17 protein-coding genes are annotated in these 25,771 nt (G+C 71.0%); 7 read left to right on the top strand and 10 right to left on the bottom strand.

Annotated features, from left to right (window positions below):
• Positions 1-170: 170 nt before the first annotated feature.
• From I5071_RS14790 to I5071_RS14770, 5 genes are all read right to left on the bottom strand, one after another.
• The gene (locus I5071_RS14790; protein ID WP_236606100.1) at positions 171-1,538 is read right to left on the bottom strand and encodes a hypothetical protein; all 1,368 of its coding nucleotides are present in this window, start codon (positions 1,536-1,538) and stop codon (positions 171-173) included.
• Entirely contained in the window at positions 1,535-3,199 is a 1,665-nt protein-coding gene (locus I5071_RS14785; RefSeq protein ID WP_236606099.1) for a ribonuclease J, read from the bottom strand. The genes I5071_RS14790 and I5071_RS14785 overlap by 4 nt, the downstream gene beginning before the upstream one ends.
• A gap of 139 nt (positions 3,200-3,338) precedes the next feature.
• Positions 3,339-5,372, bottom strand: a complete 2,034-nt coding sequence (locus I5071_RS14780; RefSeq protein ID WP_236606098.1) for a TIGR04551 family protein — start codon at positions 5,370-5,372, stop codon at positions 3,339-3,341.
• 75 nt (positions 5,373-5,447) lie between these two features.
• Entirely contained in the window at positions 5,448-6,566 is a 1,119-nt protein-coding gene (locus I5071_RS14775; RefSeq protein ID WP_236606097.1) for a metallophosphoesterase, read from the bottom strand.
• Positions 6,567-6,605: 39 nt separating this feature from the next.
• The gene (locus tag I5071_RS14770; protein WP_236606096.1) at positions 6,606-8,141 is read right to left on the bottom strand and encodes a glycoside hydrolase family 10 protein; all 1,536 of its coding nucleotides are present in this window, start codon (positions 8,139-8,141) and stop codon (positions 6,606-6,608) included.
• Between I5071_RS14770 and I5071_RS14765 the strand changes: the two genes are divergently transcribed.
• Complete coding sequence (locus I5071_RS14765) at positions 8,098-9,543, top strand: site-2 protease family protein (RefSeq protein WP_236606095.1); 1,446 nt, start codon at positions 8,098-8,100, stop codon at positions 9,541-9,543. The two genes, I5071_RS14770 and I5071_RS14765, sit on opposite strands and share 44 nt — an antisense overlap.
• Positions 9,544-10,303: 760 nt before the next feature.
• Here I5071_RS14765 and I5071_RS14760 read toward each other — a convergent pair.
• Genes I5071_RS14760 through I5071_RS14740 form a run of 5 tightly spaced genes read right to left on the bottom strand, consistent with a single transcriptional unit; the run spans position 10,304 to position 18,854 of the window.
• Positions 10,304-12,994, bottom strand: coding sequence for a VWA domain-containing protein (locus I5071_RS14760; RefSeq protein ID WP_236607644.1), 2,691 nt, complete (start codon positions 12,992-12,994; stop codon positions 10,304-10,306).
• Positions 12,991-14,895, bottom strand: coding sequence for a vWA domain-containing protein (locus I5071_RS14755; protein WP_236606094.1), 1,905 nt, complete (start codon positions 14,893-14,895; stop codon positions 12,991-12,993). Before I5071_RS14755 ends, I5071_RS14760 begins: the two co-directional genes overlap by 4 nt.
• A gap of 1 nt (position 14,896) precedes the next feature.
• Entirely contained in the window at positions 14,897-15,826 is a 930-nt protein-coding gene (locus I5071_RS14750) for a DUF58 domain-containing protein (protein WP_236606093.1), read from the bottom strand.
• A complete protein-coding gene (locus I5071_RS14745) occupies positions 15,826-16,827 on the bottom strand; it encodes an AAA family ATPase (protein ID WP_236606092.1) in 1,002 nt (333 codons plus the stop codon). Before I5071_RS14745 ends, I5071_RS14750 begins: the two co-directional genes overlap by 1 nt.
• The gene (locus I5071_RS14740; protein WP_236606091.1) at positions 16,824-18,854 is read right to left on the bottom strand and encodes a hypothetical protein; all 2,031 of its coding nucleotides are present in this window, start codon (positions 18,852-18,854) and stop codon (positions 16,824-16,826) included. The genes I5071_RS14745 and I5071_RS14740 overlap by 4 nt, the downstream gene beginning before the upstream one ends.
• A gap of 178 nt (positions 18,855-19,032) precedes the next feature.
• On the opposite strand from I5071_RS14740, the gene argH reads away from it, so the two are divergent.
• From argH to I5071_RS14710, 6 genes are all read left to right on the top strand, one after another.
• Entirely contained in the window at positions 19,033-20,469 is a 1,437-nt protein-coding gene (gene argH / locus I5071_RS14735; protein WP_236606090.1) for an argininosuccinate lyase, read from the top strand.
• Positions 20,469-21,773: a diaminopimelate decarboxylase gene (lysA, locus tag I5071_RS14730; protein ID WP_236606089.1), complete on the top strand. Its 1,305-nt coding sequence runs from the start codon at positions 20,469-20,471 to the stop codon at positions 21,771-21,773. The genes argH and lysA overlap by 1 nt, the downstream gene beginning before the upstream one ends.
• Before the next feature lie 64 nt (positions 21,774-21,837).
• The gene (locus I5071_RS14725; RefSeq protein ID WP_236606088.1) at positions 21,838-23,610 is read left to right on the top strand and encodes an MYXO-CTERM sorting domain-containing protein; all 1,773 of its coding nucleotides are present in this window, start codon (positions 21,838-21,840) and stop codon (positions 23,608-23,610) included.
• The gene (locus I5071_RS14720; RefSeq protein ID WP_236606087.1) at positions 23,607-24,476 is read left to right on the top strand and encodes a hypothetical protein; all 870 of its coding nucleotides are present in this window, start codon (positions 23,607-23,609) and stop codon (positions 24,474-24,476) included. Before I5071_RS14725 ends, I5071_RS14720 begins: the two co-directional genes overlap by 4 nt.
• A gap of 108 nt (positions 24,477-24,584) precedes the next feature.
• Positions 24,585-24,917: a hypothetical protein gene (locus I5071_RS14715; RefSeq protein ID WP_236606086.1), complete on the top strand. Its 333-nt coding sequence runs from the start codon at positions 24,585-24,587 to the stop codon at positions 24,915-24,917.
• 44 nt (positions 24,918-24,961) lie between these two features.
• Complete coding sequence (locus tag I5071_RS14710; protein ID WP_236606085.1) at positions 24,962-25,771, top strand: fibro-slime domain-containing protein; 810 nt, start codon at positions 24,962-24,964, stop codon at positions 25,769-25,771.

Here is a 25,771-nt window from a genome sequence, read left to right as displayed (position 1 = left end):
AGCGCTACGGTTTTCGTAGCGATGAAGCGCGCGCTTCTCTCAGCGGCCCTCCGCGGTTGATCCGAACGGCGCTCTCTTCGCGCGTCGGAGGATCAGGAAGACGCTTCGACGTGGTCTTCCTAACCCTCCTGCTTTCCTCAAAAGTTCTCGGCTCTCCTCAGCGGGTCGGATCAGCCTTCGATGCGCCCCGGCGTGTGCGGGAGCGATGCGGCGAAGGCGTCGAAGTCGTCGAGCACCGCGGGCTGTAGCGCGGGGTCGACGTCGCGCAGGATCAGCAGGGCGCGGCCGACGCGACGCACGAGATGCGATGCGCGCTGCGCCTCGGGCACGTGATCGCGCACCCGCGATGCCGCGGCCTCGGCCTCGATCGCCTCGCGCTCGTCGTCCCACGTGGTGAACCACACGGCCGACGTCGCGCCGTTCGGTCCGCGATAGACGCGGATGCGATCGCCACCCCAGCCGGTCGCCGCGGCCGCTTCGCGATCGCTCGACGTGCCGAGCGCGAAGTACACGCCCATCTCGAGCTCGCCGAGGGTGTCCTCGTCGTGCACCTCGAGGCCCGCGTCGGTGAGCTCGTCGAACGCGGGGAGCGCGATCGTCTCGGGTCGCTCGCGGTTCAGGTAGCGCTCGGGGTGCAGCACCTGCTCGGTGGACTCGGGCGGGCGGCGGAACGCGTCGTCGATCCACGTGAACCCGCCGCTGCCGTGGAGGTGCGCGGTGAACACGAGGCCGTCGAGATAACGAGAGAGCAGCGGCGCGCGGACGATCGCGGGGGCGCGCTCGAGCTCGGCACCACCGGCGACCGCGGGTGAGCTGCGCACGATGTTCGCGAGGATCGTGGGATCGCGGGTGAGCGTGCTGAGGCGATGGCCCTGTGCGTCGACGATCCAGCCGATCATCGCGAGCGTCGCGTCGCCCTCGACGAGCGAGGCGAATGCGTTGTCGCCGTCGATCGAGCGCTCTTCTTCTTGTTGCTCGCGCAGGCCGAGGTGCTGGTCCTGGAGCGCGTGCACGTACTCGTGCACCAGCACGAGCGCGCTCTGATCGCGCGCGTCGGCGCCGCCGCGGCGCAGCTCGCCGACGACGTCCTCGCGCACCACCATCACGCCGGCCTCGGGGTCGTAGTAGCCGACGATCTGCTCGCCCATCACCGCGAGGATCATCCGCTCGACGTCGAGGTCCGGCGCGAGCAGGCCCAGCGCGACGTAGAAGACGCGGGCGTGCTCGAGCTCGTCGCGCTCGATGTGCGCGCGCACGAACGCGACGATGTCGTCCTGCGTCTGCACGCGCGTGGGCACGGGGCGCACGAAGCGCAGCTGGCGGATGCGCTGGGCTGCGGCGAGGAGCGGCTCGAACGCGCGCGCTTCGTCCTCGGTGAGCGAGCGGCCCGCGACCTCGGCCGCGCCCTCGACGATCTCACCGCCGAGGATCTCGCGTGGCTCGAGCGCGAGATCGCTCGCGTCGTCGGCCGGCGGCGCCGAGGGTCCGCAGCCCGTCAGTGCGAGGAGGATCGCGAACAGCGCGATGCGTGCCGTCATCGACGGGTCTCGACGCGCGCGATGGTGGCGTAGACGAGCGGCTTGCGGCCGAGCTCGCGACCGAAGAAGCGACGCACCGCGCGGCGCACCTGGTCGCGCAGCAGCTCGTCGCTGAGGCGATCCTCGGGGCTGCGCATCGTCTCGACCGCGTCGCGCACGTCGTCGCGCAGATCCTCGAGGAGATCGTAGTCGGCGTCCTCGTCGATCACGCCGCGCGAGACGATCTGCGGATCGTCCAGGATGCGTCCGCGCTGATCGCAGAGCAGCGAGACGAACACCACGCCGAGCTGCGCGAGCAGGGTGCGATCGCGGATCACGCGGTCGGAGACCGGCTCGAAGTGATCGATGTGCACGCGCCCCGAGTGGGTGCGCTCCGCGAGCTCGGTGCGATCCTCGTAGAGCTCGATGATCTGGCCGTTCTCGAAGAAGAAGACCTCGGGAACGCCGGCGTCGCGCGCGATCTCGGCGTGCGCCTTGAGGTGCATGAAGGTGCCGTGCACCGGCACGAACGTCTGGGGGCGGACGAGCTGGATCAGCTCGCGCTGCTCGTCGCGGTGCGCGTGACCGCTCACGTGCACGCGCGGATCGTTGCCGCGATGCACCACCGAGATGCCGCGACGCTCGAGCGTGTTGATGAGCTCGAGCACCGCGCGCTCGTTGCCCGGGATGATGCGCGCGCTGAGGATCACGAGATCGCCCGCGCCGAGCTCGAGGTCGGGGTGCGTGCCGTTCGCGAGGCGCGGGAGCGCGGCGGGGCCTTCGCCCTGCGATCCCGTCGCGACGATGAGGCACTGATCGCGCGGGACGGTGCGCGCGCGATCGCGCGGGACGAGCACGTCGTGGGGATCGGTGATGACCCCGAGCTCCTCGGCGATGCGCAGGTGCGTGTCGACCGAGCGGCCCATCGGGATCAGCTTGCGGCCGGTGGCGCGCGCCACGTCGAGCAGGGCGCGGATGCGCCCGACGTTCGACGCGAAGAGCCCGATGATCACGCGATCGCGCGCGTTGCGGACGAGCTCTTCGAGGCTCTCCTCGACCTGTCGCTCACCGCCCGAGTGGCCCTGGGTGAGCGCGTTCGTCGAGTCCGACATCATCACGCGCACGCCGCCCTGCGCGATCTCTTCGATGCGCGCGAGATCCATGTGATCGCCGGGCGGGGGATTGCGATCGATCTTGAAGTCGCCGCTGTGGACGATCGTGCCCACGGGCGTGCGGATCACGATGCCGTGCGCGTCGGGGATCGAGTGGGTGACGCGCCAGAGCTCCCACGAGAACGGGCCGATCGCGTACTCGACGCCGTGCTGCATCGTGCGCAGGTCGAGGCGCTCGATGTCGTGGAACGGGTGCTCGGCGATGCGCTGCTTCACGAGCGCGAGCGCGTAGGGCGGGCCCCAGACCGGTACCGGGATGTCGCGGAGGAACCAGCTCGTCGCGCCGATGTGGTCCTCGTGGCCGTGCGTGAGCACCAGGCCGCGCACCTTCTCGCGGCGATCGAGCACGTAGCCGAAGTCGGCGTGCACGAGGTCGATGCCGAGCCCGCGCGAGTCGAACGTCACGCCGCAGTCGAGCACGAGGATGTCGTCCCCGTGCTCGATGGCCATGCAGTTCATCCCGATCTCGCCGAGGCCACCGAGCGGGATCAATCGAAGCGGAGCGGTCACAGGGTCAGCTCATAGGGCCGGTTCCCCAGCCCGCTCGAACCCGAGAGAACGAGACGGCAGATCCACCCCGGAGCGAAGCGACTCGAACCGATGGTGATCTTGCCGAGTCCCAACCGAAAACGCCGCGTAGGCGGCCTGGCTAGTACTGCACGCCGAGGATGAGGCGCAGGGTCTGCGCGTTCTGCCCGCCCTGGTGCGCGCTCGCCTGGGCCGGGTCGCCCGGCAGGTAGCCGAGGCCGCCGAGCGGGAAGAAGATGCCGTACTGCAGCGACGCGTAGAAGCCGTCGAGCAGGTCGGGGCCGTCCTCGCTGCGATAGTAGACCTGCGCGTCGATCTCGACGCCGAGGTCGGGCTGGTTGCCCCACGTCTGCACGACCTCCGACGCGCGGCTCCACACCACGTCGGCGCGCGCGCCGAGGAGCTGGCCGAAGCTCGAGCGGATGAAGTCGTAGCTGATGCCGGGGCGGAAGTAATACGCGCTCGAGATCTGGCGCATGATCGTGCGCCAGAAGATGAGGTCGATGCGGTAGTTCGGGTGGAACGCGTACGCGGTGAGGTTGCGATCGGTGCTCGCGCCCGAGCGCGCCTGCTGCTCGTAGATGCCGCCCTGCTGGTCGCCGATCAGGCCCTCGACGTCGGCGTCGCCCGAGGCGTAGCCGGCGTTGAAGTAGATGCCGAGCTGGTTGTTCAGCAGGTGGTACTCGCCCTCGAACGCGAAGCCGAACGAGAGGATGTCTCTCGTGCCGGTGCGGTCGAAGCCCTCGGTCTCCGCGTCGCTCGGGCGGAAGATGTTGTCGATCGTGCCGATCATCATCGAGGCCTCGGCCTCGAGGCGCAGGTTCTCGTAGAGGAACTGCACCCAGATGTCGGGGACGAAGACCTCGAAGCCACGGCGGAAGAGGATCGGGTTCGCCGCGGAGTCCAGCGGGTTGGGCGTGCCCTCGCTCGTCAGGTTCTGGGTGCGGTAGACGAAGTAGAGGCCGCCGTTGAGCACGAAGTCGCCGCGCTGCAGCGCCGCTTCCTGCTCCTCGGGCGTCGAGCGACGCGCCACGCCGAACGTGAACTGGTCGACGTCGTCGTTGCGCACCCAGTCGAAGGGCACGCGGTTCTCGAGCGGATCTTCGTAGAGGAAGCCCTCCGACGCGAAGTCCCACGCGCCGAAGAAGTAGAACCCGACGAGGCGGGTGATCGCCATGATGCGATCGACGTCGCTCTGGAAGTCGGCGTCGATGCCGGTGCCACCGTTGGCCATGATCCCGAGGCCCCAGTGGTTGCCCATGCGACCGAAGCGCAGCTCACCGAGGCCGCGGTTCCGAACCTCCGCCCACGCGCGGCGGACGATGATGCTGTCCTGCCACGAGTTGAAGCCGGCGCTCGACGGGCGCTGCGAGCCCGAGAACGACGTCCACGGCGTGAACGTCGAGTCGTACGAGCGCTCGCCGAGGCGCCCGAAGTAGTTGCCGCCGAGGCCGTAGCCCTCGGGCGTCGAGCCGAGCACGAGGTTGTCGAACACGTCGATCTGCATCCGCACGCGCACGTCGTCGCTCAGATGGATCGTCGGCTCGAGGCGCAGGCGCATGTTCGCGAACGCGAGCGCGCGCTGGTTGCAGGGGCTCGCGTCGGTGCTGGCGCCGCCGCGGCAGCCGCCCTCGATGTCTCCCGCCACGCTGCCGTCGTCGCGCGGGATGAAGAGCTCGAACGGATAGTCGATCGCGTCCCGGTAGCTGGTCGGCGCGCTGCGTCCGAGCGAGAACTGATCCTGGAACTCGCCGCGCATGCGCATGTAGCCGTGCAGCTCGAACACGGTCTGCGGCGTGGTCCACGGCTCGATCGTCGGATCGCCACCGAGGTCGAGGCGCTCGTCGGCGGCGTCGGGCGAGGGGAGCTCCTCGTCCTCCGCGGGCTCCTCCTCGGCCGCCTCCTCTTCCTCCTCGACGACTTCTTCCTCGACCTCTTCTTCTTCGGTCGAGGCTTCTTCTTCCTCGTCGGGGATCGCGATGGGCTCGACGCTCGGCGGACGAAGCCGCGGCTCCTCCTCGTCGTCAGCACCGGGCTCGGTCTCGACGACGTCCTCTTCGAGCTCCTCGTCGTCGGTCGCTTGAGCCGATGCGAACGATGGATTCGAGAGCGCGATCGCGAGCGCGAAGAGAAGACGGAGAGCGCGTTTCTCCATGATTGCCGGCCGCCCTCGTAACACGAGGGGGGGAGGGGGGCAACGAGCGAAAGCCCCGTTCTGCACGAGCGAACGTCAGCGCGACGTCCGCGTGACCGTGTGCTCGAAATCGGTGCGCCCGTCGCGATCGACGAAGCGCCCCACGAAGCGATCTCCCTCGATGACGACGTAGAGGAAGCCCTCGCGCTGGTCGTCCTGGAAGAGCGTGGCGTTGTCCTCGCGCGCGAACGCGGTGAGCTTCGCGCCGGCGCCGCTGACGATCATCGTCGTCCCGCAGAGCGCCTCGGGCTCGTCGATCCACTGGCGGTTGTGATCGTGGCCGGAGAAGTAGACGTCGGCCGTGCCGCAGACGTGCTCGTCGAAGAAGCTCTGCACGTTCGCGCCGTTGATCGGCGGGATGAGGTTCGGGATCCCGATGCGCGACTCGTAGTTGCCGGCGTTGCCGTGCGAGCCGTTCGAGCGGTACGGGTGGTGGCCCGCGACGAGGATCCACTCGGCGCCGTCGGCGCGGAGCTCGTCCACCGCCTCGGCGTACCACTCGGCCTGATCGCCGTAGCGCGTGTCCTCGTGGAACAGGCTGTTCGTGTCGAGCATCACGAGGCCGACGTTCTCGAGCTGCAGCGTGTAGTGCGTCGCCGGCATCTCCCAGCGCGTGCTGTGCGCCGAGTACTCGACCTCGAGCATCCCACGATCCCACGAGCCGCCGAGGCCGAGCGCGTCGTTGTAGTCGTGATTGCCGAGCACGGCGTAGAAGGGCAGGTCGATGTCGTGGTAGGGCTCTTCGAACTTCGTCTGCCACTGCGGATCGTCGACCGACGTGACGCCCGACTCGTAGATGTTGTCGCCGAGGAGCAGCACGAAGTCGCAGCCCTCGCGCGCGCAGAGATCGCGAACGGCGACCGCGACGGCGCGCTGGGCCTCGTTGCCCTCGCCGGTGTCGCCCATGACGATGAAGCGGAGCGCTTCGCTCGGGGGAGGTCCGCCGTCGGGCCCGCGACCCGCGTCGACGTCGGCCGTGCTGCCGCCGTCGACGCGCCCTGCGTCGGCGCGGCCCGCATCGGGACCGATCGATGGGCCGCCGCCGGCGTCGATCGGGGCCAAGCCCTGATCACCGCCGCCGCAGCCCGTCACCCCTGCAAGCCCGAGCAGACACGCGAGCGCTGCTCGGACGGCCCACCCCTGGAAGCCATCCATTGCGGCGACAAGGATGCCAGACGTGTCAACCCGCTCTGCTCACGGGAGCCGTCGCGCGAGGCTCTCGATGCCGCGGCGATCGGCCGCGCTCACTGCGGGATCGCGCGTGCCATCGAGCTCGATCGTGTCGCTCGTCGCGGGGACGATGCGCGCGACGTGGTGCGCGGCGTCGCCCTCGGCGCGCTCGTAGATCACGTACGCGCGCAGGGCGTCGCGATCGCCGTGCGTGATGCGCACGAGCTCGCCCTCGCGCGTGAGCGTCGGCGGCGCGGGGCGCGTGGTGGGATCGGCGCTCGCGAGCGGGCCGGTGAGCGCGGGCGAGATCCAGAGCTCGTCGCGATAGAGGTCGGTGATGCCCTCGTGGTTCGTGAGGAAGGGCCGGACCGTGTACGCGATCGAGCCCGACACGCCGCGCCCGAGGTGCAGGTGCACCGCGTCCATCTCGGCCTCGAATTCGTTGGAGGTCCAACGATCGTCGTCGCCCTCGATCCCGACCACGTTCATGCCCGCGAGGATCGTGCGCCCGTCCTGCGCGCGACCGGCCCACCACTCGATCAGGCGATCGAAGTCCTGCGCGGTCTGGGTCGTGGGCCAGTAGAGCTGCGGCGCGACGTAGTCGACCCAGCCGTTCTCGATCCACGGCAGCGGGTCGCACGAGATCGCCTCGTAGGCGTCGAGCCCGGTGATCCCGGGCGGCATGCCGGGGCGATAGATCCCGAAGGGGCTGATCCCGAAGCGCACGTCGTCGCGCAGCTCCGCGATCGCGACCGACACCTCGCGCACCAGGTCGTGCACGTTCTGCCGGCGCCAGTCGCTGCGCTCGAGCGTGCCGCCTCCGTCGCGATAGGCCTCGTACGTGGCGCTGTCGTCGAGCGTGCCGCTGCCGGGGTAGGGATAGAAGTAGTCGTCGAAGTGGATGCCATCGACGTCGTAGCGAGCCACGACGTCTCGCACGACGCGCACGATGTGCTGCCGCACCTCGGGCGCGCCGGGGTCGAGCCAGAGGATCGAGCCCACGGTGCGCGTGTGCTCCGCGAGCGTGCGCGTGACGTGGTTCTCGGCCGTGGTGATCGAGGTGCTCGTCATGCCCCGGTAGGGGTTCATCCACGCGTGCACCTCGATGCCGCGCGCGTGCGCGCGCTCGAGCCACATCGCGAGCGGATCGAAGCCGGGATCGCCACCCTGGGTGCCGGTGAGGAAGCGGCTCCACGGCTCGATCTCCGAGGCGTAGAGCGCGTCGGACTCGGGGCGGATCTGGAGGAACACCGCGTTGCCGCGCATCGACTCGAGGGTGTCGAGGATGCGCGTGATCTCGGCCTCGATCTGGGCGCGCGTGAGCCCGGTGCGCGAGGGGAACGCGAGGTTGTAGACCGAGGGCGCCCACACGCCGCGCAGCTCGCGCGTGTGCTCGAGCGCGATCAGCGTCGGGTCGGCGATCGGCGCGTCGGGCTCGGATGTCTGCGCGTCGTGCTCGGATGTCTGCGCGCCGTCGAGCCCGGCATCGAGCGGGGATGCGCTCGACGAGCACGCGGTGAGCGCGATCGAGAGCGCGAGGAACGTCGCGGTGCGAGCCATCGTGAGCGCGAGGATACGCGCGCGGCGGGTCGCCTCACGTGCGTCGCGTCACCTCGGAGGTGGGGATCGCGATCGGCGTGGCACGAGCGTTGATGACGAGCGCGCGGGAGCGACGACGAACACGATGGCCAGCACGACGCACGCCCCGAGCTCGACGTGGGGCGCTCACGAGCCCGACCGGCGCGACGACGCGAGAGCGCGCGAGCGAGAGCGCGCGAGAGCGCGCCGCGAGACCGGCGGGGGCATCCCGCTGGGGCGCGCGTTCGGCGTGCAGATCGTCGCGGACTGGAGCCTGCTGATCATCTTCGCGCTGGTCGCGTTCCAGCTCGGCGCGGGCGTGCTCCCGCAGTGGCATCCGCAGTGGAGCGGCGCGCTGGTGTGGAGCGTCGCGCTCGCGGCAGCGGTGCTCTTCTTCACGTCGATCCTGCTGCACGAGCTCTCGCACGCGATCGTCGCGCGCATGTTCGGCATCCCGGTCTCGCGCATCACGCTCTTCTTGTTCGGGGGGATGGCGCACATGGAGGGCGAGCCGCGCTCGCCGAAGGCCGAGCTGTTCATGGCCGCGATCGGGCCGATCGTGAGCCTCGCGATCGGGATCGGATCGATCGCGCTCGGGACCGCGCTCGCGGGCGACGCGATCTCGCGCTTCGCGGAGGATCCGGAGATCGCGTACGCGTCGCTCGATCCGGTGGCGACGCTGCTCTTGTGGCTCGGGCCGGTGAACGTCGCGCTCGCGATGTTCAACATGGTGCCGGGCTTCCCGCTCGACGGCGGGCGCGTGCTGCGCGCGATCCTGTGGTGGACGACGGGCGATCTGCGGCGCGCGACGCGATGGGCTTCGGGCGCGGGCCGCTTGTTCGGGATGACGCTGGTCGCGCTCGGCGTGGTGTCGATGCTCGGCGGCAACGTCGGATCGGGGATCTGGCTCGCGCTGATCGGATGGTTCCTCGCGGGCGCGGCGCGGAGCGGATACGAGCAGGTCGTGGTGCGCGAGGCGCTCGAGGGCGTGCCGGTCGCGCGTTTGATGAGGACGCGCTTCGAGGTGGTCGGGCCGTGGACCGCGGTCGACGAGCTCGTCTACCAGCGCTTCATGGGCAGCGAGCAGGCAGTGTTCCCGGTGATGGAAGGCGATCACCTGGTGGGCATCGTCGCGATGAGCGACGTGCGGAAGCTGCCGCGCGAGCACTGGGGAGAGGCGCGCGTGGCGGACATCATGACGCCGGCGTCTCGGCTGGTGATGGTGGATGCGGAGGCGAGCGCTGCGGAGGCGCTCGAAGGGTTGGCTCGTCGGGAGATCGATCAGGTGCCGGTGGTGGATCGGGATGGGGTGTTGAGGGGGATGGTTCGCCGGGCTGATCTCGTGAAGTGGTTGGCGCTGCATGAGCCTGCTCTTCGCGTTTAGATCTCCGCGATCTCCGCGCGGGGAAGGGCTTCGGTGAGGGGCGCGGGGCATGGTGCCCTCGCTAAGCCTCGCGACTGGCTTGCGACGACGACGTGGCGTCGGCGGGCGGGATCGTTCTCGGCGCGCGCAGAGCGCGCGACGAGAACCGGACGCGAACGGGGCTGCCTTCGGGTGGGTCGCTGCGGAAGCGCTCGGGCACCATGCCCCGCGCCCCGGCTGGTGAGGCTTCGGCCGCGCGCGGTGGGTGGACGATCTCGGTGTGTTGGAAGGACGCGTGAGGACGCGAGTGCGCTTCGCGCGCTCGCGTCCTCACGCGGACCGACTCGCCCTTCGGGCATCGTGGAGCCGAATTGATCGGGCTCGCCCTTCGGGCCTCGCCCCAGCGCTTCCGGATGCGCACGGATGTGCCGGAACGTGTTCTGGTGGTCCTCCGGAATGCGTTCTGGCGCGTCGGACGGCGTCCGGTGAGCTCCGGATCGCGATTCGATGTGCCACGACGTGCTCCGGCGCGCGCGGAGCGCGTCTCGACGCGCCAGGACGGCGTCCGGTGAGCGCCGGGATGCGTTCTGGGCGCCAGAACGGCGTCCGGTGATCTCCGGAACGCGTTCCGACGCGCCAGAACGGCGTCCGGTGATCTCCGGGATGCGTTCTGGCTGCCGGGACGCGATCCGGAGCTGCCAGGGCGCGACCAGGAACGTTCCGCGGCGCGCTGGGCGACGACCGGAGCGTGTGGGGGGCGGTGCTCGGACGACTCCGAGCTTCAGCTCGCCGCGCGGAACGCGCGATCGAAGAGGCGCACTCGGCGCAGCAGCAGATCGATCACGAAGAGCGCGAGCGCGGCGAACAAGAGTGGCGACCAGACTTCTTCTCGCCTGCGAACCGACTCGCCGGCAGGATCGAAGAGCGCGTCGGGGCTGGGATCTCTCCGGCCGCGCCCGACCTCGCTGAGGCGATCGAGCAGCGCGAGGTCGGGCTCGAGGCTCGCGTACTCGCGCGGGTAGGGGCGCACCAGCTCGCTCGTGCTCTCCGCGACCAGGCGATCGTCCTGACGGTGCTCGGCGCGCAGCACGAAGCTGCCGTACCTCGAGAGCGGGAACCGCGCTTCGTAGTGGCCCGGCGCGGTCTGTCGCAGCACGTGCTCCTCGCGGATGCGCTCGCTCGTGCGCGCGCCCATCGGGCCCTCGACCACGAGCGTCGACGCGAGGCCGTTCACGAACTCGTCGTTCTCGCCGATCGCGTCGACCACCACCCGCGCCTCGTCGCCGATCACCTCGGCGCGCATCGGGAGCTCGTGGCGCTCGCGCTCGCGCATGTGCTCGCGCACCAGCTGCACCCAGAACCGCGAGAACCCGCCCCAGCGCAGCCACTCGGTGGACCAGCGCGCCTTCACGTCGCTCGTCCATGCGAGCGACCATCCGAGCCCGACGCGCCACCGCGCGAGCAGCGGCTCGCCGAGCTCGCTCTCGAGGATCACCTGCGCCGGCGCCGGGCGCGCGCGCGTCGCGACGTAGCCGCGCAAGAAGGGCGCGCTCGCGACGTCGATGCCGCGCAGGAAGTCCGCCGGCGCGACCACGCGCGCACGCACGTACTCCTCGACGACGTCGTTGCGCGTGACCGTCGTGGTCTCCTGCATGAAGATGCGCGGCACGTTGCGCGCGTCGCTCGTGAAGTAGCTGCGACCTCCGCCGAGATCGGCGAGCTGCGTGAGCAACGATCGGTTCACGTCCGCGCCGATGCCGACGGTCGTCACCGTGATCCCCTCGGCGCGCATCACCGAGACCAGCTCGGGCAGGCCGCTCTCCTGGGTCTGCCCGTCGGTCAGCAGGATCACGTGCTTGAGGCGCGCGCGCGTGACCGAGAGATCCTGGAACGCCATGTCGAGGCCCGGGAAGATCGCGGTCCCGCCGCGCGGCGCCATGCGCCCGATGTCGCGCTGGATCGCGATGCGATTCCCCGCGCTCTGCATGCGCACGATGCGCTCGGCCTGTGCGTCGAACCCGACGACCTCGAGGTAGTCCTGCGCCGAGAGCAGCTCGGCCGTCGCCTGCGCCGCTTGCTTCGCGGCCTCCATCTTCTCGCCGCTCATCGAGCCCGATCGATCGATGACGAGCGCGAGCGCGAGCGAGGGCTGATCACGACGGCGCTCGCCCTCCATGCGCACCGGGAGCAGTCGCTCGACGCGCGTGCCCCGCCATCCGCCGAGCCCGTACGACTGCTCGCCGCCCGCCATCATGAACCCGCCGCCGCTGCGCACGAAGCGATCGAGCGCGTCCTGCGCCGACGCGCTCACCTGATCGGCGGGCACGTCGGAGAGGATCACGAAGTCGAAGCGCTCGAGCTCGGCCGCCGACGTCGGCATCGCGCGCGGAGAGCGCACGTCCACGTCGAGCTCGCCCGCGCTGAGCGCACGCGCGAGGTGCGTGGCCGCGCTCGCGGTGCCCTCGACGTAGAGCACCGCGGGACGACCGGGGACGATCACCGTGGTCGCGAAACGATTGTTGGGGCTCCAACGATCTTCGCCGCGCGCCTCGAGCTCCGCGCGGTACGTGACCGGCCCGGGCACGTGCACCACCGAGCGCAGCGCGATCTCGTTGTCGCCCGCCGCGAGCTCGACGTCGCGCACTCCGTCGAGGCCGTTGAGCGTCTCGCCTTGGTAGAGGCGCAGGCGCGCGCTCGTGGGCTGGCTCGCGAAGACGCGCACACGCACCGTGAACGGCTGGCCCGCCTGGAGCGCATCGGGCAGCGAGAGCGAGGAGATCGCGATCTCGCCCGGAGGTCCTTCGGTGAACGGCGCGTGATCGATGCGCACGCCGAGCTCGGCCGCGCGCTGCGCCTCGGCGAGCGCGTCGCCCTCGGTCTGCGCGCCGTCGCTGAGCACGACCGCACGACGCAGATGACCGGGCGGATAGAGCCCGTACGCGAGCTGCAGCGCGGACGCGAGATCGCTGCCCGCGCCGTCCTCGTGGCGCGCGATCGGGGGGACCTCGTCGTCGATCTCGAGCACGCGCGCATCGCGCGCGAACGTCACGACGCGCACCACGTCCTCACCGCGCGCGCGCCACGCCGCGTCGATGCGCTCGCGCGCCCGCGCGAGATCCGCGTCGCTCACCGAGTCCGAGACGTCGACCAGGAACACCACCGCGACGCGCGTCGCGTCGGTGGTGCGCGCCGGACGCGCGAGGGCGAGCGCGAGCATCGCGAGCACCGCGAGCCGCACCACGTACCCGAGCACGAGCTGTGCGCGCGGGAGATCGGCGAGCGAGCGCCACCCACCGAGCACCAAGAGCGGCGCGACCGCGAGCAGCGCGAGGTTGCGCGGCGCGAGGAGCTCCCACTCCTCGCCGCTCATCGTCCAGGTGATCGGCGCGCTCGTGGCCGCGACGATCGACGCCGCCATCGCGATCGCCGCGATCAGCGCGAGCACCAGCCGCACGACGAAGCCGCGCGTCATACGGTCCACCGCCGGTGGAACGTGACCCACTCGATCGCGAGCACGCCGAAGGCGATCAGCACCAGCCACGCCCAGGGCTCGCCACGCACCGGGGCCTCGATGATCGCGGGCGCCTCGCTCGGCTCACCGGCGATCGGCATCGTCGTGGCGACCGCGAGATCGGCCTCGCCGCTCGGCCCGAGGTTGACCGCCAGGTGCTCGGCGTCAGGGCCGTCGGTGAGCAAGAGATAGAACCCTGCGCGCTCGCTGCTCGCGACGGCGCGGCCATCGACGATCGGCACCGGGTGCTCCGCTCCGTCGTCGACCAACGCCGCGCGCGTCGCGTTCGGCGAGACCGGCACGTACCAGGGCTCGCCGGTGCGGTACGACGAGAAGTGCCCGCTCGCTTCTTCCACGAACGAGTCGATCGCGTGCAGCAGGAGCAGCGGCCACGCGACGCGCAGCGGGAGATCGCTGCGCCGCGGATCGAAGGTGAGCGCGACGAAGCCCCGCCCGTTCCGGGTGCCGGTGACGAGCAGCGGGCCGCGCGCATCCGCACCGACCACCACGTCACCCGGCTCGACGCGCACCGCGAGCGCCTCGGCGATGTTCACGTCGCGCAGGCTCGTGAACGCGAGCAGCGGATGGTCGCGCTCGAGCCGATCGAAGAACGGTCGCTCGATCGTGCCCTCGACCACGAGCGGTCCCTGCACGCCCTCCGCGGGCTGCGGATGGAGCCAGATCGACGGCGCATCGAGCGGCTGCGCCGGGACGAACGACTCGTAGATCACGACGTCGAATTCATCGTCGGACGGCGGGAACTGCGCCGGGGTGACGTGCGTGACCGCGAGGTACTCGTCGAGCAGCAGCGCGGCCTCGAGGTAGATGTCGTCCTCGGCGACGACCAGCACGCGCGCGCGACGTCGCTCGGGCAGGCGCGCGAACGCGCGATCATCGGCCGCGAGATCGTCGCGCGTTCCGTCGGCCAGTCGGATGCGCGCCTCGAGCGTGCGATCCGCGCCCGTCACGTTCTCGAAGAGCCGCGTCGCGCGCTCGCCCGCGCCGAGGCGAATCGTGGTCACGTCGAGCGGAACGCCTTCGCCCGCGTGCGAGTCGCCGAGCAGCGTCAGCTCGATCTCCTCGGCGTTCGCGCCGGGGTTCCACAGCTCGATCAGCACCTGGGCGCGGCTCTTGTCGATCGGATAGCGCCGCACCGCGAACGCGGTGATCGCGACGTTGCGGGTCTCGGTCTCTCCGACGCGATCCCAGCGCACCGGGATGCCGCTCTCGCGTGCGCGCGCCTCGACGAGCTCGCCCGGCGGATCGAGCCGGCCATCGGAGACGATCACGATCTCCGCGCCCAGCGCGCCGCGCGCGACGTCGAGCGCCCACCCGAGCCCGCGCGCGAGATCGGCCGCGACATCGCGGGCCTCGAGCCGATCGAGGGCTTCTTCGAGCACCTCGGGATCGCCGTCGATCGGGCCGAGCGGGACCGTGCTCGCGCCCATCGACGCGACGATCATCCGATCGTCCGCGCCCATCGCCGCGATGCGACGCCGCACGGCTTCGCGTGCCGCCTCGATGCGCCCGCCCTCGACGTCGGTCGCGCCCATCGACGCGCTCGAGTCCACGAGCACGACGAGCGTGCGCCCCTCGTCGCGCCCCGCGATCCACCGGGGATCACCGAGCGCGATCGCGAGCATCGCGACCACCGAGAGCGCGAGCAGCAGCGAGAGGATCCGCTTGAGCGAGGAGAAGAGGCGGGTGGTGCGCTGCTCGGCGAGCACGTCGTGCCAGAGCCGCACGAAGGGCACTTCGACCGGCCGCCGCCGCAGCTTGAGGAGATACAGCACGAACACCGCGGCGCCGAACGCGCCGAGCGTCGCGAGCACCTGCCCCAGCGAGAGCCCCGTCCACTCCATATCAGCCCAGCAATCCGCCGCGCCGCAGCACGCTGAGCACCGCGTCGTCCCACGCGGTGCTCGTCTCGATCACCACGTGCGGCACCTGCTTCTGCGCGCAGTACGACGCGATGCCCGCGAGGTACGCGGCGTGCGCCGCGGCGTAGCGCTCCAGCACGCGCGGCGTGACCGTCACCTCGCGCGACTCGCCGGTCTCGCGATCCACCAGGCGCACGTCGCCGTGCAGCGGGGGGCGCGCCTCGGAGGGATCGACGAGCTGGATCACGAAGGGCTCGAAGCGCGCGTAGCGCAGCGCGTCGATGCCACGCTCGAAGCCCGCAGGGTCGTAGAGATCGCTGATCACGATCGCGACCCCACGACGCTTGTGCTGCGCCGCGAACGCGCGCATCGCGCCCTCGATCCCGGTGCGCCCCTCGGGCCGCGCGCCCCGCAGGAACTCGAAGACCTTGAAGATGCGGCTCTTGCCGCGCGTGGGCGGAAGGCGCGCCCCGATCACGTCGGCGAAGGTCAGCACCGACACCCGATCGAGGCTCGAGAGCGCGACGTACGCGAGCGCGGCCGCGATGCGCTTGCCGTACGCGAGCTTCTGAGGAGCACCGAACTCCATCGACGCCGACGTGTCGAGCAGCAGGTAGACCGAGAGGTCTTCTTCCTCCTGGAATAGTTTGAGCAGCAACTTCTCGCTGCGTCCGTAGAGCTTCCAGTCGAGGTGCCGGAAGTCGTCGCCCGGCGCGTACTCGCGGTGATCCGCGAACTCGATGCCCGCGCCGGTCTTCTGCGATCGACGCTCGGCGCGCATCCTCCCGCTGACCAGCCGTCGCGACGCGATCGCGAGCGCCTCGAGCCGGCGCTGGAACTCCTCGTCGAACGCGTCGTCGTCGATCGCGCGCGCCGGCGCGCTCGACGCCTGCTTTCGCAGCCAGCCGAACATCAGCTCTTCACGGTCTCGGGCACGCTCGCGAGCACGTCCTCGAGCAGCACGTCGCTCCGCACGCCCTCGGCCTCGCCCTCGAACCCGAGGATCACGCGGTGGCGCAGCGCGGGGATCGCGACCGCGCGCACGTCCTCGATCGTCGCGGCGTAGCGGCCCTCGACGAGCGCGTGGATCTTCGCCGCGAGCAGGCACGCCTGGGCGCCGCGCGGCGATGCGCCGAAGCGCACGAAGCGCTTCACCTTCTCGGGCGCGCTCGGTCGATCGGGGTGCGTCGCCTCGAGCACGCGGATCGCGTAGTCCTGCACGTGCCGGGGCACCGGCACTTCACGCGCGAGCGCGCGCATCTGGAGGATCCGCTCTCCGTCGAGCACCGGCTCCACCGAGGGCTCGTGCTCGCCGGTGGTGCGATCGAGGATGTCGTGCAGCTCGCTGCGCGACGGGAAGCCGACGTGCAGCTTGAAGAAGAAACGATCGAGCTGGGCCTCGGGCAGCGGGTAGGTGCCCTCCATCTCGAGCGGGTTCTGCGTCGCGAGCACGAAGTACGGCTCTTCGAGCCGGTGCGTCTGGTTGCCGATCGTGACGCGATGCTCCTGCATCACCTCGAGCAGCGCGCTCTGCGTCTTCGGGGTCGCGCGGTTCACCTCGTCGGCGAGCACGATGTTCGCGAACACCGGGCCGGGGCGGAACTCGAAGCTCTTCGCGCCGCTCCCGCTCTCCGCGATCACCGTCGTGCCCAGCAGGTCCGCGGGCATCAGATCGGGCGTGAACTGGATGCGCGAGAAGCGCAGGTGCAGCGCCTCGGCGAGCGAGCGCACCAGCATCGTCTTGCCCAGGCCGGGCACGCCCTCGAGGAGCGCGTTGCCGCCCGCGACCAAGCACGTGATCACACCGTCGAGGATCGTGCGCTGACCGACGATCCGCTTGCCGACGGTCTCGCGCACCTTCGTCACGTCCGCCTGGAACGCGGCGACCTTCTTCTCGATGTCCTTCGAAGTCATTCGCTCTCCGATCCGTCGCGCGGACGGATCAGCTGGAAATAACGCTGCACGTAGAAGCGGTAGCCGGGCGGAACCCGATCGCGCTCGATGACCTCTTCGGCGTGATCCGCGTACTCGCCGTAGACGTCGCTGTACTCGCGGGTCGCGAAGCCGCGCTGCGCGGCGGTGCGGATCACCTCGGGGCGCGAGGGGCCGCGACGCGCTTCGCCGCGCACCTGCACGGTGCGTCCAGCTTCGCCGAGGGCGGTGGGATCGTCGAGCGAGGAGGGCGCGTGCTCGGCGCCTGCACCACCACCGGGCATCGTGCCTTCGCCCTGGCCACCGGCGCCGCCTTCTTCGCCCTGCTGTCCGCCGAGCCCGGGGATCTCGAGCTGTGCGTCGCCGCCCTGACCGAGCGCGAGCGCCTCTTGCTCTTCGCCTTGGCCGCCGCTGCTTCCGCCTTCTTGCCCTTCGCCCTGCGCGCCCGCGCCGGCGCCGCCCTGCGCGCCCTGCTGCGAGCCACCACCGGGGCTCTGTCCTTCCTGGCCCTCGGCGCCGCTGCCCGGCGCGACGATCGGCGTGCCCTGCCCATCGCCCTGACCACGCGCCCGCAGGACGAATCGATCCATCGGGCTCGGCTGACGACCCTGTTGTCCCTCGCCGCCGCTCCCGCCCTGCTGGCCTTGCTGTCCTTCGCCCTGTCCGCCGGCTTGCTGCTCTTGCTCGCGCTGGCGTCGGATCAGCTCGCGCAGCTCGCGCGCCTGACGCGCGATGTCCTCCATCTGCTCCTGCGTGAGCTGCTGGCGCGCCATGCGGTTCAGATCCTCGGCCGCGCGCTCCATCGACTCGCTGGTCTGCTGCTGCGAGGGCTCGTCCTGCTGCTGCATCGACTCGGCGCTCTGCTCGAGCTCGCGTCGCAGTCGATCGAGCTCGCGCCGCGCCTCCTGTCGCTCCTGGTGCTCGCGCCGCAGTCGATCGAGCTCACGACGTCGCTGCTCGAGAAGACGCTGCTGCTCCTGTTGCTGCTCGGGCGTCGCGGCCTGCTCGCGCTGGAGGAGGCGCTGCATCTCTTCTTCGCGGCGCTCCAGCTCGTCCTCGCCCGCGTCCTCGCGCTCGCGCGCCGCCTCTTCGAGCGCGCGTCGCAGTCGATCGAGCTCCGCGCGGTCGGGACGATCCTCGCGCATCCGCGACGCGAGCTCGCGCATCGCGAGCTCCGCGCGCGCCGCGTCGCCTTCGCGCATCGCCTCCGCGAGATCCTGCGCGAGCTCGCTGCGCCGCAGCTCCTGGCCCATGGCGCGCAGCTCGTCGCGCAGGTGCTCGTCGCCGGCGGGACGTGCGGCCTCGATGCGCTCCTCGAGCTCCGCCAGCCGGCGCAGCGTCTCGCTGCGATCGATCCGTCGATCGGCGAGATCCTCGAGCACGCGGTTGAGCGCCTCGGCCTGCGCGAGCACCTCGGGCGCGACGTCGGGCGCGTCGGTGATCGCGCGCATGCGATCCTCGAACGCGTCGAGATCGTCGTCGTGCAGCACCACCGGCGTGATCCCCCGTGCGATCGGGATCTCGACGCGCCGTGGGATCTCGAGCGACGCCAGCAGCGCGACCGCGATGCTCAGTCCCGCGAACGGCCCGAGATCGCGCGGGGCCCGGAACGGCACTGCGCGATCGGCGCGCAGCGAGGTCGCGTGGGCGGCTGCGTCCTCGAGCGCAGCGCGCGTCCAGTCGTCGTTCGCCTGCGTGCTCGCGAGCTCGAGCGCTGCCGCGAGGCGGCCCTTGGTCGCGTGCGCGCGATCGAGCAGGCGCGCCGCGACCAGGCGAGGCACCGGACGCAGAGCCGCGATCAGCGCTGCGACACACGGCATCACGACCGCGATCACGAGCAGCACGCGCGCCTCGTGATCGCCCAGCGCGCCCGTCTTTCCCGCGATCAACGCGAGCGCTGCGATCCCCAGGCCGGCGAGCCCCACCGTCGTGGCCGCATCCGCCGCGCGCTGGGCGCGCAGCCTCCGCGCGACGCGGCCGACGGCTCGGAGGAGCGGGCTGGGGATCATGAGGTCTGAGACGGTCGCGGGCGCGCGAGCGTTGGGAGAGAAAGCATAGCGTGTGCGCGATGGGCCGACCCCGTCCGCGTGGGCAGGCCCGCGAACGCGCCGTGGTCCATCGCGCATTCCAGTTGAACCGCGCGCGCCGATCCTCAAGAGTCCGCGCGCTTTCGGAGGCAGAGAGAGGATGTCGGACAAGGCCTGGGGTGGTCGATTCGAGGAGGAGCTCGACGCGGTCGCAGCGCGCGTGAACGCGAGCGTCGACGTCGACCAACGACTCGGCCCCGAGGACGTGCGCGGCTCGATCGCCCACGTGCGCATGCTCGCTGCGCGCGGGATCGTGAGCGCCGAGGACGCGAAGAAGATCGAAGAAGGTCTCGCGCGCATCGGCGGTGAGATCGAGCGCGGCGAGATGACGTGGCGCGCCGATCGCGAGGACGTGCACATGAACGTCGAGGCGCTGCTCACCGAGCGCATCGGCGAGGCCGGCGGGCGCCTCCACACCGCGCGCAGCCGCAACGATCAGGTCGCGACCGACATGCGCCTCTGGACGCGCAGCGCGTGTGCGCGCACCGCGTCGAAGATCGATCGCCTCGTCGCGGTCTTGTCGGTGCGCGCGGCGGGGACGATCGACGTGGTGATGCCGGGCTACACGCACCTGCAGCGCGCGCAGCCGGTGCGCCTCGCGCATCACCTGCTCGCGTGGTGCGAGATGCTCGAGCGCGATCGCGGTCGCCTGGAGGATGCGGCGAAGCGCATGAACGAGGCGCCCCTCGGCGCGGCGGCGCTCGCGGGGACGACGTTCCCGCTCGATCGCCATCAGACGGCGCGCGAGCTCGGCTTCGAGCGTCCGATGCGCAACTCGATCGACGCGGTGTCGGATCGCGACTTCCTGCTCGAGTCGCTCTCCGCGCTCTCGATCTGCGCGGTGCACCTGTCGCGCATCAGCGAGGAGCTCGTGCTCTGGAGCGCGCAGGAGTTCGCGTTCGTCGAGATGAGCGATCGCTTCACCACCGGCAGCTCGATCATGCCGCAGAAGAAGAACCCCGACATGGCCGAGCTGGTGCGCGGCAAGTCGGGCCGCGTGATCGGCGATCTCGTGTCGCTGCTGGTGCTGATGAAGGGCCTGCCGCTCGCCTACAACCGCGACATGCAGGAGGACAAGCGCCCGGCGTTCGACGCGTTCGACACGATCGACGACTCGCTCGACGTGCTCGCGGGCGCGCTCGCGACCGCGCGCTTCAAGAGCGAGCGCATGCGCGCCGCGCTGGTCGAGGGGTTCGTCGAGGCGACGGAGATCGCGGACTGGCTCGCGGCGCACGGCGTGCCGTTCCGCGAGGCACACCACGTCGCGGGGCGCCTCGTGAAGCGCTGCGTCGACGCGGGCAAGACGCTGCCGCAGCTGACGCTCGACGAGTACCGCGCCGAGCATCCTTCGTTCGACGAGTCGATCTTCGTCGCGATCGAGGCGGAGACCGCGATCGAGCGGCGCGACGTGCTCGGTGGTCCCGCGCGCAAGCAGGTGTCGACGCAGATCGCCGCGCTGCGCGAGCGGTTGTCGGCGCGCGGTGTGGACGTGGCGAAGGAGAGCGCGGCGTTGGGCGCGATCGAGGGAGCACGCTGATGGCGGGCGAGAAGGGAACGCGCACCGACGTGCCGCCGAGCGCGCACTTCGCGCACGACGAGGACGAGGGCGAGCTCGCGATCGACGGCATGGGTCTGTCGACGATCGCCGAGGAAGTGGGCACGCCGACGCACGTCTACTCGGCGAGCGCGATCGAGCGTGCGTACCGCGCGATCGACGCCTCGCTCGCGCCCGCGAAGCACATGGTCTGCTACGCGATGAAGGCGAACGGGCACCCGGAGGTCCTGCGTCTGCTCGCGTCGCTCGGTGCCGGCGCGGACGTGGTCTCGGGCGGCGAGCTCTACTGGGCGCTCGCCGCGGGGATCCCGCCCGAGCGCATCGTGTTCAGCGGCGTCGGCAAGAGCGACGCGGAGATCGCGTACGCGCTCGATGCGGGCATCCGCGCGATCCACGTGGAGAGCGAGCCGGAGATCGACGTCATCGAGGCGATCGCGCGCGAGAAGGGCGTCACGGCGCGCATCGCGTTGCGGGTGAACCCCGACGTCGATCCCGCGACGCACCCGTACATCGCGACCGGGATCCACGGCACGAAGTTCGGCCTCGAGCTCGACGTCGCGCGGCGTCTGCTGCCGCGCATCGTGGAGAGCGACGGGCTCGAGCTCGAGGGCATCGCGTGCCACATCGGATCGCAGATCGGCGGCGCGAAGCCGCTCGAGGACGCGGTCGCGATCGTGGCGGCGTTCGCGAAGGAGTGCGCCGACGCGGGCGCGCCGATCCGCGCGCTCGACGCGGGCGGTGGCTGGCCGATCCACTACGGCGACGAGGACGCGCCGTACGCGCCGTGGAACGCGTTCGGCGCGGCGATCCGCGCGGGCATCGAGCGGGGCGGCGCGAGCGATCTCGATCTCGAGATCGTGGTCGAGCCGGGGCGCGCGATGGTGGGCGACGCGGGCGGGATCCTCACCCGCGTGCTCTACGTGAAGGAGCAGGGCACCAAGCGCTTCGTGATCGTCGACGCGGCGATGACCGAGCTGCTGCGTCCCTCGCTCTACGGCGCGTACCACGCGATCGTGCCGGTGCGGCCGCGCGAGGGCGACGTGAGCGCGGCCGACATCGTCGGCCCGGTGTGCGAGACCGGCGACTTCCTCGCGCTCGATCGCCCGCTGCCGCCGGTGCAGCGTGGCGACCTGCTGCTGATCCGCAGCACGGGCGCGTACGGCGCGGCGATGGCGACCCGCTACAACGCGCGCCCGCTCGCGGCGGAAGTGATCGTCGAGGGCGACGCGTACCGGGTGATCCGCGAGCGCGAGCGCGTCGAGGATCTCTACCCGCGCGAAGCGTGAGACGGAGTCCAGGACCTGGACTCGGAAGTCCAGGACCTGGACTCGCGCGCTATGCTCGACGACCGTGCGTCGCACTCTCGTCGTGCTGGTCGTGCTCGGGGTCTCGTCGACCGCGAGCGCGCAGATCTTCCAACCAGGCACGCAGCCGGTCGGCGAGGAGAACGGCATCACGCTGCCGATCCAGTCGTCGCGCACCTGCCGCATGTGCCACAGCGCGTACGCGCCGGACGACGACTACGAGCCCTACGACTCGTGGCGCGGGTCGATGATGAGCCACGCGGCGCGCGATCCGGTCGCGCTCGCCGCGCTCGCGATCGCCGAAGAAGACGTGCCCGGCGCGAGCGACTTCTGTCTGCGCTGCCACACGCCGACCGCGTGGCTCGGCGGACGCTCGTCGCTGCCCGAGTACGACGCCGCGAATCCGACGTTCCCCGAGCGACTGCGCCCCGATCAGAGCGGTGCGCTCTCCGCCGATCGCGACGGCATCGGGTGCATGATCTGCCATCGGATCACCGAGCCGCCCGAGCCGGCGATGATCTCGAACGCGCAGCTGCTGCTCGCGGACGGCGAAGAGGGCAACGCACGGCGCGGGCCCTACGAGTACGCGGCAGGAGAGGATCCGCGGCACCCGACCGTGCTCGATCCCTACCTGTCGAGCGGCGCGCTCTGCGGCTCGTGCCACGACATCCACAACCCGCTGCACGATGGTTTCCGGCTCGAGGACGGTGCGATGCAGCCCACCGGACGTCGCTTCGCGATCGAGCGCACGTACTCGGAGTGGCGCCACAGCGCGTTCGGGGCGCGCGGCGAGACCTGCCAGAGCTGCCACATGCCCGAGGTCGCGCAGCGCGCGTCGGACGACGTCGCGTTCGATCCGCGGCCCGAGATGAGCCGCCACGATCTCGCGGGCGCGAGCACGTGGGTGCCGCGCGCGATCGCGGCGAGCGTCCGCGAGCACGACGCGGACGCGGCGATGTTCCTCGAGCGCTCGGCGATGCGCGCCGAGGTGATGCTGGGCGAGGCCGCGACGGTCGCGATCACGTCGAGCGCGCTCGACGGCGACGTCGCGACCGCGACCGTGCGCGTGACCAACGAGAGCGGCCACAAGCTGCCGACCGGCTATCCGGAAGGGCGCCGCATGTGGCTGCAGATCGAGGTCGTCGACGAGACGGGCCGCGTGGTCGCGGGCTCGGGGCGCTACGACGACGAGAGCGCGACGCTCGAGCACGACGCGCAGCTGCGCACGTACGAGGTGAAGCTCGGCGTGGGCGGGGTCGAGGGCTTCCACTTCGTGCTCAACGACACGTTGATCGAGGACACGCGCATCCCGCCCGAGGGGTTCGCGCCGCCCGCGGAGATCGACGCGGCGCCGCTCGGTCGCGACTACGCGGACGGAGCCGGCGGCTATCGCCACTGGGACGAGACGAGCTACACGCTGGGTGAGCTCTGCGGCGAGGGCACGCTCACGCTGCGCGCGCGGCTGCGCATGCAGGCGACGACCCGCGAGTACATCGAGTTCCTGCGCGACGAAGCGCCGGCCAGCACGGACCCCGCGCTCGGCGGGCGCAGCTGGGGGCAGGTCGCGTACGACGCATGGCGCGAGCACGGCGGGGACGAGCCGGTCGACATGGAGGTCGTCGAGGTCGCGCTCGGTACGTCGCCGCGCGCATGCCCGGCTCCGCAGATCGATGCGGGCGTCGGGATGGACGCAGGCACGGTCGACTACGAAGGCGGGGGAGGGTGCGGCTGCCGCGCCGGCGCGCGAAGCGCTGGGGTGAGCGGGTGGCTCGCGCTCGCGCCGCTCGCGTGGCTCGTGATGCGTCGCCGATCGCGATGACGCGCGACGAAGCGCTGAGACGCCTCGCGTACGCGCCCGACTGGTGCGAAGCAGGCGTGATCGACGAGGCGTTGCTCGAAGAGCAGATACGCACGGCCGACACGGACTCGCCCGAGCATTTCCGCTGGACGATGTGGCGCGCGTTCGCGAGCCGAGAGCTGCGAGGGAATCAGCTCACCGACGCACGGCTGGAGCAGCTCCTCGCGCTCGATCTCGCGGAGGCCAGCGCGCCGCCGCCGCACGTGAATCACTCGATCGCGTTCGACCTCGCGAAGTACGCGCCACTGTCGCGCGCACAGATCGAGCGCGTCTGCGCGCATCCGATTCGGGGCAGCCGACGCGCGTTCGAGCGCCACCTCCTCGAACGCGCGATCGCGTACGAGAAGACCAACGGCGCGCGCCCCGAGCGACCACGAGCGATGCAGATTCGACGCGCCTCGGTCTCTCGCGACCCGAGCGAGATCCTGCGCGACCTCGAATGCTCGCCGCTCGAATCGATCTTCGATCTCTCGTCCGCGTGGGACGCACCAGTGGCGGAGCTGCTCGCGGCTGGCGCGTTCCTGCGCGGCGAGCTCGACGCGGCCGCGACCGACGCAGCGCTCGGCCCCGTCCGTCGTCGTCACGAGCCCGGCTGGTCCTACGCGTTGCGGATCGCTGACGCGGTCGAGCGCGACCACATCGATCCCGATCTCGTCGCCACGATCCGCGCGTCACTCGTTCGTTTCGCGTCGTCGCTCCGGAGGGTCGAGCGCCTCTCGATCTCGCAGGCGCTGCTCGTTGCAGAGCGCATCGGACAGCTTGGCGACCAAGCGTGCGAGCCCGGCGTCCTCTCACGCCTGCTCGAGACCGCTCGCGCCGCGCGATGAGGTCGATGTTCTTGGCTCCGGCGGTCGAGCTGGGAGCGATGGGACCGCAACGCCGAAGAGCCCGAGGAGTACCCGGAGCACGGTGAGCCCGAGGGCTACGTGCTCGCCGTGCCGCACGACGAGCCGCTCGCGCGCTCGATGCCGGAGCTCCACGCGATCGTCCCGACCGGTCGCGCGCGCATCGAGAAGCGCCCGCCGCCTCCCGTCGATCCGTCGATCCCGCGGTGGAGCATGGTGACGCTGCCGGGGCGGACCGAGCCGAGCCGCGTGCCCAATCCCGCGCTGCTGTCGGCCGGCTCGCCGGTGCTCGTGATCACCGAGCACGACGGCAGCGACTTCGCGCTCGCACCTCCCTACGAGATGCCGATTCTGAGCGAGCGCGCGCGGGCCGCGTTGACCAGCGAGTGGATCGACTTCGAGCCCTTCGCACGCGAGGGGTGACCCGACGTGCGCGTCGCGATCCTCTCTCTCCTGGGAGGTCCCTCGTGCGCGCCAATCGACTCGCCGTCTCGCTCCTGATCGCTCTCGGCTGTGGGTGCAGTGACGCCGGCACGACCGACGGCGACGGCGGCTCCACGCCGCCCGCGCCCGACAGCGGTGCGCAGCCCGCCGATGCCTCGCGGCCGCGCTCCGATGGCGGCGCCTGCGATCAGCTGGTCGCGAACGTGCGCGACTTCCGCGAAGAGCACATCGACTTCGAGAACCCCGCCTACCAGGGCACCGACCCGAACGTCGCGTTCACCGGCCTCGTCGCCACCGAGCTCGACGCCGAGGGCAAGCCGGTGCACGCCGCCGCCGGTCCGACTCGCATGACCGCGGGCCCCGAGCGCTTCCGCGAGTGGTATCGGGACGTCGACGGCGTGAACATGTCGTTCCAGGTGCCGATCCCGCTCGAGCCGACTGGTACCGGCTCGTGGGTGTTCGACTCGGACGCGTTCTTCCCGCTCGACGGGCGTGGCTTCGGCGACGGGACCTACGGTCCGCCGGAGAACCGCCACACCCACAACTATCACTTCACGACCGAGATCCACACGCGCTTCGAGTATCGCGGCGGCGAAGAGCTCACCTTCCGAGGCGACGACGACCTCTGGATCTTCGTCGAGGGCGAGCTCGTGCTGGATCTCGGCGGCCTGCACTTCCCGGTCGAAGGCACCATCCGCTTCGACGACATCGCCGAGGAGCTCGGGCTCGAGCGAGGCCGAACCTATCGGCTCGACCTCTTCCACGCCGAGCGGCAGTCGATCGGCTCGAACTTCCGGCTCGAGACCTCGATCGAGTGCTTCGTGCTGATCTGA

This window comes from Sandaracinus amylolyticus (genome assembly GCF_021631985.1).
GTDB lineage: Bacteria > Myxococcota_A > Polyangia > Polyangiales > Sandaracinaceae > Sandaracinus > Sandaracinus amylolyticus_A.
The sequence above is the reverse complement of the archived record's forward strand: the minus strand, read 5'-3'. Positions and strand labels throughout refer to the sequence as shown.